Below are 18443 nucleotides of genomic sequence, written 5' to 3' on the forward strand. Positions count from 1 at the left end.
CGAGGGTCGTCTTTCCGGGCTATCCGGGCAGCGGAAAGGTCGAGAGGGTGACGTAGGTGACGTCGTCGCCGTCCATCACGAGGTTGACCCGCTGGCCCGACCTGAGCAGCCGCAGCGGCCCCGCGTCGAACGCCGCCGCCCCGAACGGGATCTGGGTCCCGTCGTCCAGGAAGACCGACCCCGACCGGGTCGCCGGATCGAAGTCCCGCACCGTCGCCTGCATCCGTCCAGCCTAACCGTCGTCCCGGTTCGACGCCGAGATCCTCCGCGCCATCGCCAGCGTGCGGGGGCCGACGCCGAGGGCGAGCGCGAGACGCAGGTCGTCCGGGGTGTCCACGTCGTGGCGAACCGACTCCACGTCCTGTACGGAGAGCTCCTTCGCGCCGCGCCGCAGGTGCCGCTCCCGCGACTCGCCGCCGAATCCCGGCGTGAACGGCACCGTGGGCCGTACGCCGTAGAAGGTGGTGCCGATCTCGGCGGCGTCGGGCAGGAACACCTGGTCGAACTCCGCGGCGGCGATCAGCACGCGGGCCAGCTCCGCAGGACGCAGGGCGGGAAGGTCGGCCTGCAGGGCGCCCACGGGGTCGCCGGGCGCGAGCCGCGCCGCCTCCAGGGCCCCGTGCCGCAGGGCGGCGTTCAGCCCCGCCTCCGGATCGCCGACCACGTGCGCGCCGACCTCGCCGAGCGCCTCGGCGGCCACCGGGTCGCCCGTCACCACGATCACCCGCGCGACGAGCGCGCAGCTCAGCGCCGCCTCGACGGTGTCGCAGGCGATCGCCACGGCCAGCGCGGCCCGGTGCGGGCCCGCCGCGGCCGACAGGCGGGTCTTGGCGGCGACCAGCGTCTTGACCGGGACGACCAGGGTCCAGCCGGAGCTCTCCGAAGCAGACATAGCCTTAAGCATCCCGCCTCGACATCCCCCGGAGCGAACCGGGAGACTGAGGCGCACCCCGCTCGGATGGAGGAGCCCATGAGACGCCCCGGATGGCCTTCGCGATTCTGGGTGGCCTTCGCCGTCGTCATCGTCAAGCCGATCTCGTGGCTCCTGGTCAAGAAGGACTGGCGCCGCAGCGACCGCCTCCCCAGGACGGGCGGGATCATCATGGTGACCAACCATCTGTCGTGGCTGGACCCCATCCTCGTCGCGCACTTCCTCTACAACCACGGCCGCTGGCCGGTGATCCTCGCCAAGTCGGGTCTCTTCTCCGTACCGCTCGTCGGTCACCTGGTGAAGGTCATGCAGGCCATCCCGGTCTACCGGGGGAGCGCCGACGCGGCGCGCTCGCTGGAGGAGTCGAAGCGGCGGCTCGCCGCCGGGGCGTGCGTGATGTTCTACCCGGAGGGCACCTGCACCCGCGACCCGGACTTCTGGCCGATGGAGGGCAAGACCGGCGCGGCCAGGCTCGCGCTGGCGACCGGCGCGACGGTGATCCCCGTCGCCCACTGGGGAGCCCAGGAGATCCTGCCGTACGGCGCGAAGAGGCCCCGCCTGCTGCCGCGCAAGACGTTCAGCGTGCAGACGGGGCCGCCGGTCGACCTGTCCAAGTACGCGGGACGCGAGGGGGAGCCACCCTCCGCCGACGTCCTGCGCGAGGCGACCACCGACATCATGGCGGCGATCACGGCTCAGCTGGCCGAGATTCGCGGGGAGAAGGCACCCGAGACGCCGTTCAGGCGACCGTCCGACAACTGACTTCGGCGTACGGTGTTGACATCCCCCCTCCGTAGGGGGAGGGGGTTCCCACGGTCGCCCGTGAGAGTTCCTGATTCACCATCGGTCGCCCGCCAGGAGAAATCCCTTGAGGTCCTACAGCAACTCCGCAGGCGTTTCGCCTTCCCGCCGTCCGGGGGGTGAGGACGCCGCAGGTCACCCCCGTGGTGACCTGGTCATCGCCGGACCCGGTACGGAGCCGTACGGCGCCGCGCGCCTCCTCGCCCGCCCCGAGGCGGAGGTCTCCACGCCCGAGGAGAACCGATGACCAAGGCGGCCGTGTTCGGCACGGGCTCGTGGGGGACGACCTTCGGCATGATCCTCGCCGGGGCGGGCACCCGGACGACGCTGTGGGGACGCAAGCCGGAGATCGTCGAGGCGATCGACCGGCGGCACGAGAACCCCGACTACCTGCCGGGCGCGGTGCTGCCCGAGACCCTGCGCGCCACCGTCGACCCCGCCGAGGCCCTCGAAGGCGCCGACTTCGTGGTGCTCGCGGTGCCCTCCCAGACCTTGCGGGAGAACCTGACCCGCTGGAAGCCGCACCTGCCGCCCGGTGCGGTGCTGGTCAGCCTGATGAAGGGCATCGAGCTGGGCACCACCAAGCGGATGAGCGAGGTGATCCGCGAGGTCGCCGAGGTGCCCGAGGAGCGCGTCGCGGTGGTGTCGGGACCCAACCTGGCCGGTGAGATCGTCAGGGGCCAGCCGGCCGCCACGGTGGTCGCCTGCACGGACGAGCGGGCGATGGAGCGACTTCAGGAGGCCTGCTACCTGCCGCCCTGGTTTCGTCCGTACACCAACCCCGACGTCATCGGGGTCGAGCTCGGTGGGGCCGTCAAGAACGTGATCGCCCTGGCGGTCGGCATCTCGGCGGGGATGGGACTCGGCGACAACGTCGGGGCGATGCTGATGACGCGCGGCCTGGCCGAGATCTCCCGGCTCGGCGCGGCGCTCGGCGCGGACCCGCACACCTTCGCGGGCCTCGCGGGCATGGGTGATCTGGTGGCGACCTGTACCTCCCCATTGTCGAGGAACCGTACTTTCGGTGAGAATCTGGGGCGAGGCATGACGCTGACCGAGGTCATCGCCGCCACGAAACAGACCGCCGAGGGGGTCAAGTCCTGCGAGTCGGTGCTCGAACTGGCCAGAAAACACGATGTGGAGATGCCGATCACCGAGGTGGTGGTGGCCGTCGTCCACGACGCGATGCCCCCCAGCGAGGCCGCGGTGCTGCTGATGTCGCGGACTCCCAAGCCGGAACGGTACGGCCTGTGAACGGACGGCGTGGTCGATGAACAGACGGATGCGCAGACGCAAGGGCGAGAACACCCGGTCGGTGCACCTGCCCGCTCCCGAGCCGCCGCCGCAGGACCCGCTCGGCCCTCCCGTGTGGCGCAGTTCCGCGTGGCACTTCGGTGACTCCGCCGAGTACGCCGAGGCGTTCGACGACAAAAGCCCCGGATACGCCTACGGCCTGGCCGACAACCCCACCACGGCCTCCTTCGCCTCGGCGGTGGCCTCCCTGGAGGGCGCCGCGGCGCCCGAGGACGTGGCGGGCCAGGCGTTCGCCTCGGGGATGGCCGCGGTCAACGCGGTCCTGATGACGTTCCTGCGCGCGGGCGCGCACATCGTGGCCCCCACCCCGCTGTACGGCGGGACCCACTCGCTGATCACGAACGTGCTGGCCAGGTTCGGGGTCGGCGCGGACTTCGTCGGCTACGGCGAGCTGTCCCGGGTGCGGGCGGCGATCAAACCCAACACGAAGATCATCTACGCGGAGACGCTGTCCAACCCCACCATGGCCGTCTCCGACATCCGGGGCCTCTACCGGATCGCCCGCGCCGCCGGGGCGCTGCTGGTGGTCGACTCCACCTTCGCGACCCCGATCGTGTGCCGTCCCCTCGAACACGGCGCCGACCTGGTGATCCACTCCGCGACCAAGTATCTCGGCGGCCACGACGACTGCGCCGGAGGTGTGGCGGTGGGCCGTCCCGACCTCATCGCCCAGCTGCGCGAGGTCAGGATCGACACCGGGGGCACCCTTTCCCCCGACGACGCGTTCCTGCTCCGCCGAGGTCTGGAGACCCTGACGCTGCGGGTCCGCCGGATGTGCTCCACCGCGATGGTCTTCGCCGCCGCCGTGGCCAAGCATCCCGCCGTGCGCCGGGTCGACTACCCGGGACTGCCGGGACACCCCGGCCACCAGCTCGCCAGGCACCTGTTCGACTCAGGCCCCGAGGGCACGAGATACGGCGCCTGCGTGACGATCACCCCGCGCGGCGGCTACGACGCGGGGGTGGCCCTCGCCGACGCGCTCAAGCTCGTCCCGATCGCCACCTCCGCCGGAGGGACCCGCACCAAGGCCGCGCACGTGGCCTCGGCCGCCCACGGGCGGCTCGGTGAGGGATCCGGGGTCGACGCGGCGGCGGTCCGCTTCTCCATCGGGCTGGAGGACGCCGAGGATCTGATCATGGACGTGACCAAGGCGCTCGACTCATTACCCACATCGGGTAGGTAGGCGCGTCCAACAGCTGGATTGCCCCCTAACAGGGGGTAGATTCGGTCATCATGAGTGAGCAGCACGAACCTCTACCGAGGGTCGCCGTCGTCTTCGGCGGTCGCAATTCCGAGCACGCCGTCTCCATTCTCGGGGCGGGAAGCGTGCTGGAGGCCATCGACAGATCCAAGTACGAGGTGGTCCCCATCGGGATCGCCCAGGACGGCCGGTGGGTGCTCGCCTCGGGGGAGCAGCGCTACGAGATCGACAGCGGTGAGCTGCCCGCCGTCGACGCGGCGGGGGCGACCCTCGCGCTCGCGACCTCGACGGCGGGCGGCGGCTCGCTGGTGGCGCACGACCCCGGCAGCATTCCCGTCGAGCTCGGCCAGGTCGACGTCGTCTTTCCCGTGATGCACGGCCCCTTCGCCGAGGACGGCACGATCCAGGGGCTGCTGGAGATGGCGGGGGTCCGCTACGTCGGCTCCGGGGTGCTGGCGAGCTCGGTCGGCATGGACAAGTCCTACATGAAGCTGGTGCTCGCCGCCGCGGGCCTGCCCGTCGGCCCGTACGTCACGATCCGCGACCGCGACTGGCGGACCGACCGCGGCCGGGTCCTCAAGGAGGTCCAGGAGCTCGGCTGGCCGGTCTTCGTCAAGCCCGCGCGCGCCGGGTCCAGCCAGGGCATCTCCAAGGCCGCCAACCTGGAGGAGCTGGAGCGGGCGATCGAGTTCGCCCGCGAGCACGACCCCAAGGTGCTGGTCGAGGCCGCCGTCACGGGCCGCGAGATCGAGTGCGCGGTGCTGGAGTCGCCGGGCGACGAGGCGCCCAGGGCGAGCCTGCCCGGCGAGGTGCTGGTCCACGGCGACCACGAGTTCTTCGACTTCGAGGCCAAGTACCTCGGGGACGACATGTCGCTGTCCGTGCCCGCCGACATCCCCCAGGAGACCGCGGAGGAGCTGCGTGCGATGGCCGTCCGCGCCTTCGAGGCGCTGGGCTGCGAGGGCCTGTCCCGGGTCGACTTCTTCTTCACCCCCGACGGGCGGTTGATCGTCAACGAGATCAACACCATGCCGGGGTTCACCTCGATGTCGGTCGCGCCGCAGCTGTGGGCCGCCACCGGGGTGCCCTACGCCGAGCTGGTCGACCGGCTGATCCGGCTCGCGCTCGAACGCTCACCCGGTCTGCGGTAGGGCGCTCTTGATGGGGGCCGCGAGATCGATCAGCACGTTCTGCGGGGTGTGCTCCCGCGCGATCGTCACCTCGACGTAGGCCTCCCTGCCGATCGCGGTGAACAGCGTCGGCCTGGCCGGGTCGGCGTACCACGCCACCCCGTCGATCTCGGGCACCTGGTCGGTCGGTGACATCGTCACCGGTCGCGGCACCCCGCAGCGCAGGGCGATGCGCGCCTCCCCCCACACGGCGACGTAGGGGGAGGCGGGGGTGGACTCCGTACGGTCCGCGCCGTCGAGCGTGCGCGGGAGCCGCTCGGCGAGCGCCTGGCAGGCGGCGGCGGCCGGCCCCTCGGGGGCCGGAGGCTCGACCCGGACGGCGCCGCCGCAGCCCGCCAGGATCAGCAGGGCGCAGGCGCACGCCGTCCGGCGGGCGAACCGCAGTGGCATGTCACGTTCCATGGGTCGGATGCGGGAGCCGGGAACCCGGACGTGAGACCGGGCACCGGCTCGATTCGCGAACTCAGATGTGGACGATGGGACACGTCAGCGTACGCGTGATCCCCTCCACACCCTGGATCTGGGCCACCACGAGCTTTCCCAGCTCGTCGACGTTGCGGGCCTCGGCGCGCACGATGACGTCGTACGGCCCGGTGACGTCCTCCGCCTGGGTGACACCTGAGATACCGGAGATCTCCGACGCCACGTTCGCGGCCTTGCCGACCTCGGTCTGGATAAGGATGTAGGCCTGCACCATAGCGACCTCCCGGGCGATTGGATCAGTGCCGAAGGGCCACCGTACCCTGTGATGAACGGGAGGTGTGTCATCACAGTCGGAGATCTCGGCGAATTCGGGGTTGTTGCACGTATTGCCGGACGTTTGCCACGAGGTAGGGCCGTGTTGCTCGGTCCTGGGGACGACGCCGCGGTGGTGAGCGCTCCCGACGGACGGGTCGTCGTCACGACCGACCTGTTGATTGAGGGTAGGCACTTCCGCCGCGATTGGTCCAGTGGCTACGACATCGGCCGCAAGGCCGCCGCGCAGAATCTCTCCGACGTCGTGGCGATGGGGGCCGATCCCACCGGTCTCGTCGTCGGTCTCGGACTGCCCGCCGACGCCACCACCGACTGGCTGGACGACCTCACCGACGGCTTCCGCGACGAGTGTGATCTCGTCGGCGCCGCGGTGGCGGGCGGTGACATCACCCGCTGCGACCTCGTCGTGGTCGCCGTCACCGCTCTCGGCGACCTGGGCGGCCGGGCACCGGTCACGCGCTCGGGGGCCCGTCCCGGTGACGTGATCGCCTTCGCGGGCCGCCTCGGGTACGCCGCGGCCGGGCTCGCGCTGCTTCGCGCGGGATCGACGGGACCGACGGAGTTGATCGACGCCCACCGCCGCCCGCTGCCCCCCTACGCACGCGGCCCGGAGGCCGCCGCGCTCGGCGCGACCGCGATGCTCGACGTGAGCGACGGCCTGCTCCAGGATCTCGGCCACGTGGCGGCGGCGGCCGGGATCGCGCTCGTCCTCGACCCGGAGGCGTTCGCCGTCCCGCCGGTGATGCGGGAGGCCGCCCGGCTGCTCGGCGTCGATCCGCTGGAGTGGATTCTCTCCGGCGGCGACGACCACGCCCTCGCCGCGACCTTCCCCGCTCACCTGGGGCTCCCGGAGGGCTGGAACGTGGTGGGTCACGTCGTCGAGGGGGAAGGTGTGCAGGTCAAGGGCCTTCTGCTTGATCGCGGAGGCTGGGATCACTTCCGGGAGTGACATGTACCACTTTCCGTGATGTTTGTGAAAATTGCGACAAACGGTTATCTAACTGGTATGAAGATGGGCGGTCGAGATTCCCTCGAGAAAGGGGCCACATGGGCCGCCACGGCGCGAACGGGGAAGAGGCTCTCCCCAACCGGGGTAAACGCAGGCCGGAGCCCACTCCGGAACCGGGTCCCAGGGACGAGCCGCTCGGGCGCCGGCTCCGTCCCGAGGAGTCGGCGAGCGCCGAGACCCGGACGGGTTTCCTGGGATCGGGATGGACCTCGGAGTCCGAGCCGTCCGACACGGCAGCGACCTCCACCGCGCTCGACCCGTGGCCGGAGGACGAAGAGGGATCCGGCGGACGGGTCAGGAAGGCACTGCTGATCGTCGCCGCGGTGGCCGTGGTGTTGGGCGGGACCGTGGTCGGCGTCCGGGCCCTGGCCGGTTCGGAGAGCCCCGCCGACTGCCCGCCCGCCGGCTGCGTCGCGGCGTCGAACCAGCCGCTGCCGGAGGCGGACGACACCGGCCTCGCCGAGGAGCCCACCGAGGAACCGGCGCCGGAGGACGAGCCCGCGGAGACGGGCGACGAGACTCCGGAGCCCGAGGACGAGAAGGCGAGGCCCACGGCCGCACCTGACCGGCCCTCCCCCCGCAGGGGAGACGGAGGCACCACCTCCACCCCCCGGCCCACGCCGACGCCGAAGGCCACCCGCGCGCCCCTGGACGTCGACGCCCGGCCCGACGACTCGTCACTCACCGACGAGCCCGGCTCCGCCCCCGAGCCCCTCGTCGTCGGCGAACAGACGCCGGCCCCCGCCGAGCAGCCCCTGAGCAGCGCCGGACCCGATCCCGCGCCCAGTGAGACGACCTTCGTCGCGCCCCCGTCCGCGGGGGGCGCCGCGATCACGGTCGGCGCCGGCGTGGTGCGGGAGAGGTCGCGGACCTACACCGTCGAACTCGTGGTCGCCGCGAACGAGAACGTCGCGAACCTGACGGTGAGCCTGCCGGTCAGCGGTGAGATCTCCTCGGTGCGGGGAGCCGGCTGGGAGCAGGTCGACGGCGACCTGGTGATCGAGTCGCGGAAGAACCTGAGGGCCGGTGAGAAATTCGTCGTCACCTTCACCGCGAGCGGGGACGCGGAGATCCCGGCGAGCTGCTGGAGCGACCAGGGAGAGTGCTCCGTCGCCTGACCGGGGGCGCTCGCGACACAGCCCTCCAAACCGCCCACACGGTCCCAATGAAGCCGTAGACGGTCAAGGATCCTGTTTCCCCTCCGTAAACCGGCAGAGAGCCGCTCAGAGGGCTCTGGAGCGGCGAGAACCTCCGGGGGAGGCGTCCCTGTCTCGGGAAGCGGCGTCGAGAGGTCCCGCGCCGGGGACGGGGAAGGCCAGGGGGAGCGCTTCGCGGCCGGAGCGACGCCGCGTGGACGACGAGGGGCTCGGGGGCGGGCTCGTCGGTGGGCGACGAGTCATCGGACCGGACGTCGACGTCCGGAGGCACGCGGGTGGACGACGCCGGTTGGGCGCGACTGGTTGGATGGGAAACATGACCGTTTTGACTCCCCCTCGCGTGCTGACCGTCGCCGGCTCCGACTCCGGAGGCGGCGCGGGCATCCAGGCCGACCTGAAGACCATGCTGGCCCTCGGCGTACACGGCATGAGTGTGATCGCCGCGGTGACCGCGCAGAACTCGATGGGCGTGCAGGGCTACTGGGAGCTTCCTCCCGAGGCGGTACGTGCCCAGCTCGACTCGGTGCTCGGTGACATCGGGGCACAGGCGGTCAAGACCGGCATGCTCGCCTCACCCGTACTCGTGGAGACGGTGGCCGAAGTGCTGGCGAGGCTGGACGTGCCCGTCGTGGTCGACCCCGTCGGGGTCTCCAAGCACGGCGACGCGCTCCTCGCCCCCGAGGCCGTGGAGACGGTGAAGTCGCGCCTGCTGCCCACGGCCACGGTGGTCACCCCCAACCTGTGGGAGGTCCTGCAGCTCACCGGGATGAAGGTCGAGGACGAGGCCGACCTGCGCCGGGCCGCGGACGCGGTCCTGGAGTTCGGGCCGAGGTGGGCGCTCATCAAGGGAGGCCACCTGCCGGGCGCCCCGATCGACCTGCTGACCGACGGCACCCGGGAGTTCCGCTTCGGCGCGGAGCGCCACGACAACCGGCACACCCACGGCACGGGCTGCACGCTGGCCTCCGCGATCGCCTCCCACCTCGCCCTCGGCGAGGACGTCCCGGCCGCCGTGGAGAAGGCGAAGGCGTACGTCACCGGCGCGATCGCGCACGGTTTCCCGCTGGGAGCGGGCATCGGTCCCGTGGACCACGCCTGGCGGCTGCGCGTCTCCCCCTGACCGGGAGGGAGGCTCTCGGGGAACGACGAAGCCCGCCGCCCTGTCGAGAGGGCGGCGGGCTTCGCGAAGATCTGGCTAGCGGGTGACCTTGCCGGCCTTGATGCAGGAGGTGCACACGTTCAGCCGCTTCGGCGTGCCGTTCACCACTGCGCGCACGGGCTGGATGTTGGGGTTCCAGCGGCGGCGGGTGCGGCGGTGCGAGTGGGAGACGTTGTTGCCGAAGGTCGGCTTCTTAGCGCAAACGTCGCAGACGGAAGCCACGGTTCGCTCCTTATATCAGTCGAGAGGCTCGATCCGCCGCACTGGCGGCGGTCATCGGGCACGCCGGGACGGCCGGCTGGCCACACGAGGATATCCGATGTCCGGCCCTGCACGCGAACGCGACCCGCGGCGAACGGTCGAACGGGGATAATCTCCGGAGGCAACCGTAGCGCATCACGGGACGAGCGCGAGCAGAAGCGGGTTTCGCGCCCGGACATCGGCCGCTTTCCGACCTCCAGGGGGCAGTCGGTGCGTTCCAGGACGGGCGTGAGCAGGTGTGGGAGAGCAGGAGGGCAGGAATGCTGCAGGTTCTCGACCCGCCCGCGGTGCGCAGGTGGTCACGGCTCGCGGCGGAGACGCTGGGAAGGGCCCGTGAGGAGATCGACGCGCTCAACGTCTTCCCCGTACCCGACGGCGACACCGGCACCAACCTGCACCTGACCATGCTCTCCGCCGCGGAGGCGCTCGACGGGCTGCCCGCCGACGCCGGTGCCGAGGCCACCTGGCGGGCGTTCGCGCAGGGGGCGCTGCTCGGCGCCCGGGGAAACTCGGGGGTGATCGTCAGCCAGGCGCTGCGCGGCCTCGCCGAGGTGCTCAGGGAGGCCGAGGGACGCGGCGCGGACCTCGGGCGGGGCCTGGTCAGAGCGGCCGAGCTCGCCCGGGCCGCGGTCTCCAGGCCGGTCGAGGGCACGATCCTGAGCGTCCTGGCGGCCGTGGCGACGGCGGTGCGCGACGGGCGGGAGGACCTCGCCTCGGTCGCGAGGAGAGCGGCGGGGGAGGCGCGCTCCGCGCTCGGCCGTACCACCGGGCAACTCGACGTGCTGGCCCGCGGCGGGGTGGTGGACGCGGGCGGCGCCGGTCTGACGATCATCCTGGAGAGCCTCGCCGCCGTCGTCACCGACTCCTACACCGGGCGGGTGGACATCCCGGCTCCGGCACACCGGGTCGTCCCCGAGACCGCGGCGCGGGCGGGGGAGGACGGGGACGGGCCCGGCTACGAGGTCATGTATCTGCTGGACGCCGGTCAGGAGGAGGTCGCCGCGCTGCGCGAGGAGCTCGACGCGCTCGGCGACTCGCTGGTGATCGTGGGCGGGGACGGCCTGTGGAACGTCCACGTCCACGTGAACGACGCCGGCGCGGCGATCGAGGCGGCGACGAGGCTGGGCCGCCCCCACCGGATCAAGGTGACGTACCTGGTCGGCTCGGGCAGGATCCATCCGGCCGCGCGGGGCAGGGGCGTGGTCGCGGTGGCCGCGGGACCCGCGCTGGCGGCGGTGTTCGAGGAGGCCGGGGCCGTGGTCGTCCGGCGCGAGCCCGGATCGAGCCCTCCGCTGGCGACGGTGCTCGCCGCCATCCGCGAGGCGGGCTCCGAGGTCGTGGTCCTGCCCAACGACAGCGGGACGCGCGAGGTCGCGGCCGCCGCGGCGGAGGTCGCGAGGGAGGAGGGCCTGGTGGTCGGCGTGCTCCCGACCAGGGCCTCGGTGCAGGGCCTGTCGGCGCTCGCCGTCCACGACCCGCTGCGTCGCTTCGACGACGACGTGGTGGCGATGACCGAGGCCGCCGCGCACACCCGCCACGGGCACGTCTGGGTGGCCGACCGCGAGGTGATGACGAGCGCGGGCCTGACCTCGCCCGGCGACGTCCTGGGGGTGGTCGACGGCGACGCCGCGCTGATCGGCACGGACCTGGTGGCGACCGCGCTGGAGGTCGTACGCCGCATGGTCTCGTCGAGCAGTGAGCTGGTGACCGTCCTGGAGGGGGCCGACGCGCCGGAAGGGCTCGCCCGCGCCGTGGCCGAGCATCTGGCCGAGACCAGGCCGGACATCGAGGTGGTCCGCTACGAGGGCGGGCAGGGCGGCTACCCGCTGCTCATCGGCGTGGAGTGAGACGGCGCCGGGTGCCCGGGTACGTCGTGGCGGGTGAATTCTGTCGCCTCGACACGGTAGAAAACGGGGGTGACGAGCTTCGACGAGCCGCTGGCGAAGGCGCTTGACCCCAAGACGGCCAAGCTGCTGGAGAGCGTTCTCGACCTGCGCACCGTCGGCGACCTGCTGCGGCACTACCCGCGGCGCTACGCCGAACGGGGCGAGCTGACCGATCTCGACGATCTTCGGGTCGACGACCACGTCACCGTGGTGGGAGAGGTCACCAGGGCCATGCGCAGGCCGATGCGCAACAAGGGCGGCACCTGGCTGGAGGTCGAGGTCGCCGACGCCCGGGGCAGCAAGATCTATCTCTCGTTCTTCGGCAAGACGTCCCACATCGCGGAGACGCGGCTGAAGCCGGGCAGGCGCGGCATGTTCGCGGGGAAGGTCGGCGCCTTCGGCCAGGGCGAGAAGCGCAAGTGGCAGCTCTCCCACCCCGAGTTCGAGATGATCGAGGAGAGCGAGGCGGGCGCGGAGGAGTTCGCCGCCGCGCTCGTGCCGATCTACCCGGCGGGCAAGGACGTGACGCCCTGGGCGATCCGCAGGGCGCTGGGCGTCGTCCTCGACACGATGGGCGAGCTCGACGACTCGCTCCCCGCGGAGCTGCGCGCCCGGCACCGGCTCCCCGGCCTGTCGGAGGCGCTGCTCGCGATCCATCGCCCCCGCGACCACGCCGACGTGGCCAGGGCGCGCAAACGGCTCAGGTTCGACGAGGCGTTCCTGCTCCAGGCGGTGCTGCTGCAGCGCCGGATGGCCGCGGCCTCCTGGCCCGCCACGCCCCGGCCCGCGATCTCGGGCGGGCTGCTCGCCGACTTCGACGGGCGGCTGCCGTTCGAGCTCACCGAGGGGCAGCGCGAGGTGGGCAAGGAGATCGCGGCCGACCTGGCGCTGCCCCACCCCATGCACCGGCTGCTCCAGGGCGAGGTCGGCGCGGGCAAGACCATCGTCGCGCTGCGGGCGATGCTCCAGGTGGTCGACGCCGGGGGGCAGGCCGTGCTGCTGGCCCCCACCGAGGTGCTCGCGCAGCAGCATCACCGGTCGATCTCGGCCATGCTCGGAGACCTGGCCACCGGCGGCATGTTCGGCGGCACCGCGGTCGCCCTGCTGACCGGCTCGCTGGGCGCCGCGGCCCGCCGCTCGGCCATGCTCGACGCGGCCTCCGGCGCGGCGGGCATCGTCGTCGGCACCCACGCGGTCCTGCAGGAGCGCGTCCAGTTCGCCGACCTCGGCCTGGTCGTGGTCGACGAGCAGCACCGGTTCGGCGTCGAGCAGCGCGACGCGCTCCGCGAGAAGGCCGGGGGCGGCCGCCCGCACGTGCTCGTGATGACCGCCACGCCCATCCCGCGCACCGTCGCGATGACCGTCTTCGGCGACCTCACGGTCTCCACGCTCTCCCAGCTGCCCTCCGGCCGTGCTCCGATCACCACGCACGTGGTCCCCGCCGCGGAGAAGCCGCACTTCCTCGACCGGGCCTGGACGCGGCTGCGCGAGGAGATCGAGCTGGGCCGCCAGGCATACGTCGTGTGCCCGCGCATCGGCGACCTGGAGGGCGACGAGGGCGACATGTCGAAGGCCGACGACGAGCGCAGACCGCCGCTCGCGGTGCTCGACGTGGCCGAGACGCTCTCCGACGGGCCGCTGCACGGGCTGCGTACGGAGGTGCTGCACGGCAAGCTGCCGCCCGAGGAGAAGGAGGCGGTGATGAAGGCCTTCACCAGGGGGGAGATCGACGTGCTGGTGGCGACCACGGTCATCGAGGTCGGCGTCGACGTCCCCAACTCCTCGGTCATGGTCATCATGGACGCCGACCGCTTCGGCGTCTCCCAGCTCCACCAGCTCCGCGGCCGGGTCGGGCGCGGCGGGCTGCCCGGCCTGTGTCTGCTGGTGACCGACTCTCCGGGGGGCACGCCCGCCAGGGCACGGCTCGACGCGGTGGCGGCCACCCTGGACGGCTTCGAGCTGTCCCGTGTCGACCTGGAACAGCGCAGGGAGGGTGATGTGCTCGGTGTGGCCCAGTCGGGGCGCAGATCGTCGCTGAAGATGCTCAGGCTGCTGCGTGACGAGGACGTCATCCACGCCGCGCGCCTGGACGCCGAGGCGATGCTGGAGGCCGACCCCGAGCTCGCCGGCCATCCCGTGCTCCGCGCCGAGATCGACAGGCTCCTCGCGGACGAGCGCGCGGAATATCTGGAGAAGACCTGATGGGGCGGGTGACGAGGTGTCCGCGGGTTCTTCTCGGGGCCGAGGGCGTTCACCGGCCCCTGTGCCCAACTGCGGGGACGGCCTCCCCCCGAATGCCGTCCCCGCTTGGGCCCACTCCCGGGTCAGGTGCCGAGAGCACCGGCGTGCGGAAGGGCTCACGATCACGCCGGTCGGCCTCCCCCTGGGTCACTTGGAGGCCGCAGGAATCATCATGCAAGGGACCGGCACCGGACGGAACGACCCTTACGCTTTCGTCGCCACTCCTTGCCCACTCTTGACCTAGATCACCTATCAGGACCCTTTTGACCTGCGGTTATGTGATGCGTCGCGACACGCCGGGGTGCGTGCGGCGCCGCTGCGCCCGCGGCGTGGACGACGGCGCGGACGGCACTGAGAGGATGGCCGGGTGAGCCGAGTCATCGCGGGAAGCGCAGGAGGACGGCGGCTGGCCGTGCCACCGGGGCGGGGGACCCGCCCCACCAGTGACCGGGCGAGGGAGGGGATCTTCTCCACCGTGGGGTCGCTGATCGGCCCGCTGGAGGGGTGCCGGGTGCTCGACCTCTACGCGGGCTCGGGGGCGCTCGGGCTTGAGGCGCTCTCCAGGGGAGCGCATCACGCGCTCCTCGTGGAGTCGGACGCGAAGGCGATCCGGACGATCAGGCAGAACATCGCCTCGCTGGGACTGCCGGGGGCCGAGGTCGCCGCCGACAGGGTGGAGCGCCTGCTGGCGAGGGGCCCGGGGGGCACCGGAGACGCCGGAGACGCAGAAGACACAGGGGGCGCCGGGAGACCGTACGACCTCGTCTTCGCCGACCCGCCGTACGCGCTGGCCGGCGAGGAGGTGGACGCGATGCTCGTGTCGCTGCGCGACCGGGGCTGGCTGGCCGAGGACGCGCTGGTCGCGGTGGAGCGGGAGAGCAGGGGGAAGGGTCTGGTCTGGCCCGCGGGGTACGAAGAGGAGAGGGTCCGTCGTTACGGCGAAGCGTCCGTTTGGTACGGTCGCGCCGCCGGGAATCCTTAGAGCAGGGGGTCCACCTTGCGTCGCGTTGTCTGTCCGGGATCCTTCGATCCCGTCACGAACGGTCATCTGGACATCATCGGCCGGGCTTCCCGGCAGTACGACGAGGTCGTCGTAGCCGTACTGATCAACATCGAGAAGAAGAGCCTCTTCACGGTGGAGGAACGCATCCAGACCCTCCAGACGGTCACCAAGGAGTACGGGAACGTCCGCGTGGACAAATTCCACGGACTCCTGGTCGACTACTGCAGGCAGCAGGAGATTCCCGCCATCGTGAAGGGCCTGCGCGCGGTGAGCGACTTCGACTACGAGCTCCAGATGGCGCAGCTCAACTACCGGATGTCCGGGGTGGAGACCCTGTTCATGGCCACCGGGCCCGAGGTCTCGTTCCTGTCGTCCAGCCGCATCAAGGAGATCGTCAAGTACGGTGGGGACGTGGCCGGGCTGGTTCCCGATCTTGTACAGGAACTCCTGGTCGAACGGCTCAGGGGCTAGGCCCTGCTATTCTCTTGTTTCGGCCTTGCACGACGGCGATGATGCGCCATGCCTAACGAGAGCGAAATGACTCAGCACCTTGACCCCCGCGCCCCATGGGTGATCTCCACCCATGATCTTGGGCGGCGACCGGGGTCGATGCGCCGGATGAATCTCGCGCTCCCGGCACCGGCGGACATCGGCGTCGACATGATCGGCGTCCCCAAGGACGCCGACGTCGAGCTGGACATCCGGCTTGAGGCGGTCATGGAGGGTGTGCTCGTCACGGGCACTGCGCAAGCCCCGCTGCGGGGGGAGTGCGCACGCTGCCTGGAACCGGTCATCTCGCGCAGCGAGGTGGACTTCCAGGAGCTGTTCTTCTACTCGGCAGAGGATGCTGCCGAGGGTGACTCGCTTCTCGACGGTGAGCTTCTCGACCTCGAACCCGTGTTTCGCGACGCGGTGGTGCTCACACTGCCGTTGAGCCCGGTCTGCGGTGAAGACTGCGCCGGGCTCTGCGTGGAGTGCGGTGTCAGGCTGGCCGATGCCGAGCCTGACCACGGCCACGAGGTGATCGACGCCCGCTGGGCGAAGCTGCAAGGTCTGGTTCCGGAACATAACAACGATCAGGAGAGCTGACGTGGCTGTCCCCAAGCGCAAGATGTCGCGGAGCAATACTCGCTCCCGCAGGTCGCAGTGGAAGGCCGCCGCGGTTTCGCTCGTGAGCTGCCCCCAGTGCCGCTCGCCGAAGCGTCCGCACGTGGCGTGTCCGACCTGCGGCACTTACAACCGCCGTCAGGTGATCGAGCCCTCCGCCTGATCGCATTCTGACCGACGGATGCCGACCGGGCCCGCCACGGGTCCCGGTCGGTGTCAACGTCTGCGCCCTCTGCGATGGCGGTCCGCCCGCGGCTGTGGTGGACGCCGGGGTTCGCGGTAGAACGCGTGCCCTCCCGGCGCCCACCACATCTTCGGGCATCTTCCTCTCCCTACCTTCGCCATCGCGCATTCGCTGAGAGAACGTGCGAGGAGAAGTCGTGGGTACAAGCGTCAAGCCTGTCGCCGTGGAGTTCGTCAAGGAAGAGCTGGAGCGCCTCCTTCTGGTGCGCCTCGACGTCGCGATCCTGGAGCGGGCGCTGACGCACCGCTCCTACGCGTACGAGAACGGCGGCCTGCCGACCAACGAGCGACTGGAGTTCCTCGGAGACTCGGTGCTGGGCCTCGTCGTCACCGACACCCTTTACCGCAACCACCCCGACCTGCCCGAGGGGCAGCTCGCCAAGCTCAGGGCCGCGGTGGTCAACATGCGCGCCCTCGCCGACGTGGCCCGCACCCTGGGCCTGGGCCGCTTCCTGCGGCTCGGCCGGGGCGAGGAGGGCACCGGAGGGCGCGACAAGTCCTCGATCCTCGCCGACACCCTTGAGGCGCTCATCGGCGCGGTCTACGTGAACAGGGGCCTGGATGAGGCATTCCGCGTCGTCCACCTGCTCTTCGACCCCCTCATCACCCGCTCCGCCTCGCTCGGCGCCGGACTCGACTGGAAGACCTCCCTGCAGGAGCTCACCGCGTCCGAGTCGCTCGGCGTGCCCGAATACCATGTCGAGGAGAGCGGTCCCGACCACGCCAAGTCCTTCACCGCAGTCGTCCGCGTCGGTGGCGAGGGGTACGGCTCGGGGGCGGGGCGCTCGAAGAAGGAAGCCGAGCAGCAGGCCGCGGAAGCCGCCTGGAACCGCATCCGCGAGGACCGCGAGCGGCGCGAGGCCAGCTGATCCGTCGGCTGATCCGTCGCCAGAGGAGGGACGCATGCCCGAGCTGCCCGAGGTCGAGGTGGTACGCCGCGGCCTGGAGCGGTGGGTCTCCGGCCGGGTCGTCGCCCGTGCCGAGGTGCTCCACCCGAGGGCGATCAGGCGGCACGTCCCCGGCGCCGCGGAGTTCTCCGCCCGGATGGAGGGCCGCACGATCGGCCCCGCCGAGCGCAGGGGCAAATACCTGTGGCTGCCCCTGGGCGGCTCGGACGCGATCCTCGCCCACCTCGGGATGAGCGGTCAGCTGCTCGTCGTGGAGCCGGACTCGGCGCCGGAGAAGCATCTGCGCGTCAGGATCGGCTTCGCCGACGGCGGTCCCGAGCTGCGCTTCGTCGACCAGCGGACCTTCGGCCACGTGCTGGTGACCGGTATGACCCAGGCCGGCGGCCGGGCGGTGCCCGAGCCGATCGCGCACATCGCGGCCGACCCGTTCGAGAGGCACTTCGACGACGACGGGTTCGCCCACCGGCTGCGCGCCAGGCAGACCGAGGTCAAGCGGGCGCTCCTGGACCAGTCGCTGATCAGCGGTGTCGGCAACATCTACGCCGACGAGGCCCTGTGGCGGGCCAGGCTGCACGGCGCCCGTCCCACCGCGACGCTGACCGGACCGAAGGTGGCCGAGTTGCTGGCCGCCGCCCGGGGGGTGATGGCCGCGGCCCTGTCGGAGGGCGGCACATCCTTCGACAGTCTTTACGTGAATGTCAATGGGGAGAGCGGTTATTTCGACCGTTCCCTCGCGGTTTACGGTCGGCGCGACGAACCCTGCTCCCGGTGCGGTTCCCCGATCGTCCGCGAATCGTTCATGAACCGTTCCTCCTACAGTTGCCCCCGCTGCCAGCCCAGGCCCAGGAAGGTCGCGGCATGACGGAGGTACGGCTCACCGCCTGGGTGAGGGGCCGGGTGCAGGGGGTGGGTTTTCGCTGGTGGACGCGTGCGCGGGCGCTTGAGCTCGGCCTGGTCGGCTGGGCGCGCAACACCGAGGACGGCCGGGTCGAGGTGGTCGCGCAGGGCCCGGAGAAATCGTGTGCCAGGCTGCTCGAGCTCCTCAGGGGCGGTGAGACTCCCGGCCAGGTCACCGGAGTCGTCGAACGCTGGAGTGAGACCAAGGGCGGTGTCGAAGGTTTTGTCGAGCGCTGACCGCTTCCCCAAACCGCCCAAAATGAGGTATAGTTGACTGTCGAGAGTGCCTACTGGTGCATCCACCTGGAGCGTTCAGCTTGACCGTCTCCCTCACCGGTGCGACTCTTGATAAAGAACCACGCGCACCCCTCCCGCGGCA

22 protein-coding genes are annotated in these 18443 nt (G+C 71.3%); 17 read left to right on the forward strand and 5 right to left on the reverse strand.

Annotation, left to right across the window (positions count from 1 at the left end):
- Positions 1 to 19 precede the first annotated feature (19 nt).
- Complete coding sequence (locus ACFY3D_RS13605) at positions 20 to 223, reverse strand: hypothetical protein (RefSeq protein ID WP_350949364.1); 204 nt, start codon at positions 221 to 223, stop codon at positions 20 to 22.
- Positions 224 to 232: 9 nt separating this feature from the next.
- Positions 233 to 892, reverse strand: a complete 660-nt coding sequence (gene cofC / locus ACFY3D_RS13610) for a 2-phospho-L-lactate guanylyltransferase (protein ID WP_389777425.1) — start codon at positions 890 to 892, stop codon at positions 233 to 235.
- Between the two features lie 78 nt (positions 893 to 970).
- On the opposite strand from cofC, the gene ACFY3D_RS13615 reads away from it, so the two are divergent.
- From ACFY3D_RS13615 to ACFY3D_RS13635, 5 genes are all read left to right on the forward strand, one after another.
- Positions 971 to 1693 (forward strand): lysophospholipid acyltransferase family protein, encoded by a 723-nt coding sequence (locus ACFY3D_RS13615; RefSeq protein ID WP_389978877.1) that lies wholly within the window; start codon positions 971 to 973, stop codon positions 1691 to 1693.
- Positions 1694 to 1799: 106 nt separating this feature from the next.
- Positions 1800 to 1979, forward strand: a complete 180-nt coding sequence (locus ACFY3D_RS13620; RefSeq protein ID WP_389978880.1) for a hypothetical protein — start codon at positions 1800 to 1802, stop codon at positions 1977 to 1979.
- The gene (locus ACFY3D_RS13625) at positions 1976 to 2986 is read left to right on the forward strand and encodes an NAD(P)H-dependent glycerol-3-phosphate dehydrogenase (RefSeq protein WP_350949360.1); all 1011 of its coding nucleotides are present in this window, start codon (positions 1976 to 1978) and stop codon (positions 2984 to 2986) included. Before ACFY3D_RS13620 ends, ACFY3D_RS13625 begins: the two co-directional genes overlap by 4 nt.
- 28 nt (positions 2987 to 3014) lie before the next feature.
- Entirely contained in the window at positions 3015 to 4229 is a 1215-nt protein-coding gene (locus tag ACFY3D_RS13630; protein ID WP_389978883.1) for a trans-sulfuration enzyme family protein, read from the forward strand.
- Positions 4230 to 4279: 50 nt separating this feature from the next.
- A complete protein-coding gene (locus ACFY3D_RS13635) occupies positions 4280 to 5398 on the forward strand; it encodes a D-alanine--D-alanine ligase family protein (RefSeq protein ID WP_389978886.1) in 1119 nt (372 codons plus the stop codon).
- Here ACFY3D_RS13635 and ACFY3D_RS13640 read toward each other — a convergent pair.
- On the reverse strand, positions 5381 to 5827 hold the full coding sequence (locus ACFY3D_RS13640) for a DUF3515 family protein (protein WP_389978889.1): 447 nt from the start codon (positions 5825 to 5827) through the stop codon (positions 5381 to 5383). The genes ACFY3D_RS13635 and ACFY3D_RS13640 overlap by 18 nt on opposite strands.
- A 73-nt stretch (positions 5828 to 5900) precedes the next feature.
- Positions 5901 to 6134, reverse strand: coding sequence for an Lrp/AsnC ligand binding domain-containing protein (locus ACFY3D_RS13645; RefSeq protein WP_350949356.1), 234 nt, complete (start codon positions 6132 to 6134; stop codon positions 5901 to 5903).
- Positions 6135 to 6185: 51 nt separating this feature from the next.
- Here ACFY3D_RS13645 and ACFY3D_RS13650 point away from each other — a divergent pair, with 51 nt between their 5' ends.
- The 3 genes from ACFY3D_RS13650 (at position 6186) to thiD (ending at position 9479) form a co-directional block, all read left to right on the forward strand.
- Positions 6186 to 7142 (forward strand): thiamine-phosphate kinase, encoded by a 957-nt coding sequence (locus tag ACFY3D_RS13650; RefSeq protein WP_389978892.1) that lies wholly within the window; start codon positions 6186 to 6188, stop codon positions 7140 to 7142.
- 98 nt (positions 7143 to 7240) lie between these two features.
- Positions 7241 to 8320, forward strand: a complete 1080-nt coding sequence (locus tag ACFY3D_RS13655) for a hypothetical protein (RefSeq protein WP_389978895.1) — start codon at positions 7241 to 7243, stop codon at positions 8318 to 8320.
- A gap of 346 nt (positions 8321 to 8666) precedes the next feature.
- Entirely contained in the window at positions 8667 to 9479 is an 813-nt protein-coding gene (gene thiD / locus ACFY3D_RS13660; protein WP_350949353.1) for a bifunctional hydroxymethylpyrimidine kinase/phosphomethylpyrimidine kinase, read from the forward strand.
- 75 nt (positions 9480 to 9554) lie between these two features.
- Here thiD and rpmB read toward each other — a convergent pair whose 3' ends face one another.
- The gene (gene rpmB, locus ACFY3D_RS13665) at positions 9555 to 9740 is read right to left on the reverse strand and encodes a 50S ribosomal protein L28 (RefSeq protein ID WP_012894387.1); all 186 of its coding nucleotides are present in this window, start codon (positions 9738 to 9740) and stop codon (positions 9555 to 9557) included.
- Positions 9741 to 10039: 299 nt separating this feature from the next.
- On the opposite strand from rpmB, the gene ACFY3D_RS13670 reads away from it, so the two are divergent.
- The 9 genes from ACFY3D_RS13670 to ACFY3D_RS13710 all read left to right on the forward strand — a co-directional run bounded on the left by ACFY3D_RS13670 (position 10040) and on the right by ACFY3D_RS13710 (position 18301).
- Positions 10040 to 11626 carry a DAK2 domain-containing protein gene (locus tag ACFY3D_RS13670; RefSeq protein ID WP_389978898.1) on the forward strand — a complete coding sequence of 529 codons (1587 nt, stop codon included), beginning with the start codon at positions 10040 to 10042 and terminating at the stop codon, positions 11624 to 11626.
- Between the two features lie 69 nt (positions 11627 to 11695).
- Positions 11696 to 13867: an ATP-dependent DNA helicase RecG gene (gene recG, locus ACFY3D_RS13675; protein WP_389978901.1), complete on the forward strand. Its 2172-nt coding sequence runs from the start codon at positions 11696 to 11698 to the stop codon at positions 13865 to 13867.
- Between the two features lie 406 nt (positions 13868 to 14273).
- Positions 14274 to 14888, forward strand: a complete 615-nt coding sequence (gene rsmD, locus ACFY3D_RS13680) for a 16S rRNA (guanine(966)-N(2))-methyltransferase RsmD (protein ID WP_389978904.1) — start codon at positions 14274 to 14276, stop codon at positions 14886 to 14888.
- Positions 14889 to 14903: 15 nt separating this feature from the next.
- A complete protein-coding gene (gene coaD, locus ACFY3D_RS13685; RefSeq protein ID WP_350949349.1) occupies positions 14904 to 15380 on the forward strand; it encodes a pantetheine-phosphate adenylyltransferase in 477 nt (158 codons plus the stop codon).
- Positions 15381 to 15446: 66 nt separating this feature from the next.
- On the forward strand, positions 15447 to 15998 hold the full coding sequence (locus ACFY3D_RS13690; RefSeq protein WP_350949348.1) for a YceD family protein: 552 nt from the start codon (positions 15447 to 15449) through the stop codon (positions 15996 to 15998).
- A 1-nt stretch (position 15999) separates the two neighbouring features.
- Positions 16000 to 16179: a 50S ribosomal protein L32 gene (rpmF, locus tag ACFY3D_RS13695; protein WP_012894381.1), complete on the forward strand. Its 180-nt coding sequence runs from the start codon at positions 16000 to 16002 to the stop codon at positions 16177 to 16179.
- Positions 16180 to 16423: 244 nt separating this feature from the next.
- Complete coding sequence (gene rnc, locus ACFY3D_RS13700) at positions 16424 to 17128, forward strand: ribonuclease III (RefSeq protein ID WP_362899670.1); 705 nt, start codon at positions 16424 to 16426, stop codon at positions 17126 to 17128.
- 34 nt (positions 17129 to 17162) lie between these two features.
- Positions 17163 to 18029: a bifunctional DNA-formamidopyrimidine glycosylase/DNA-(apurinic or apyrimidinic site) lyase gene (mutM, locus tag ACFY3D_RS13705; protein ID WP_350949347.1), complete on the forward strand. Its 867-nt coding sequence runs from the start codon at positions 17163 to 17165 to the stop codon at positions 18027 to 18029.
- Complete coding sequence (locus tag ACFY3D_RS13710) at positions 18026 to 18301, forward strand: acylphosphatase (protein ID WP_389978908.1); 276 nt, start codon at positions 18026 to 18028, stop codon at positions 18299 to 18301. Before mutM ends, ACFY3D_RS13710 begins: the two co-directional genes overlap by 4 nt.
- Positions 18302 to 18443: the final 142 nt, after the last annotated feature.

The sequence above is a fragment of the Streptosporangium sp. NPDC000509 genome (genome assembly GCF_042898365.1).
In the GTDB taxonomy this organism is placed as follows: Bacteria; Actinomycetota; Actinomycetes; order Streptosporangiales; family Streptosporangiaceae; genus Streptosporangium.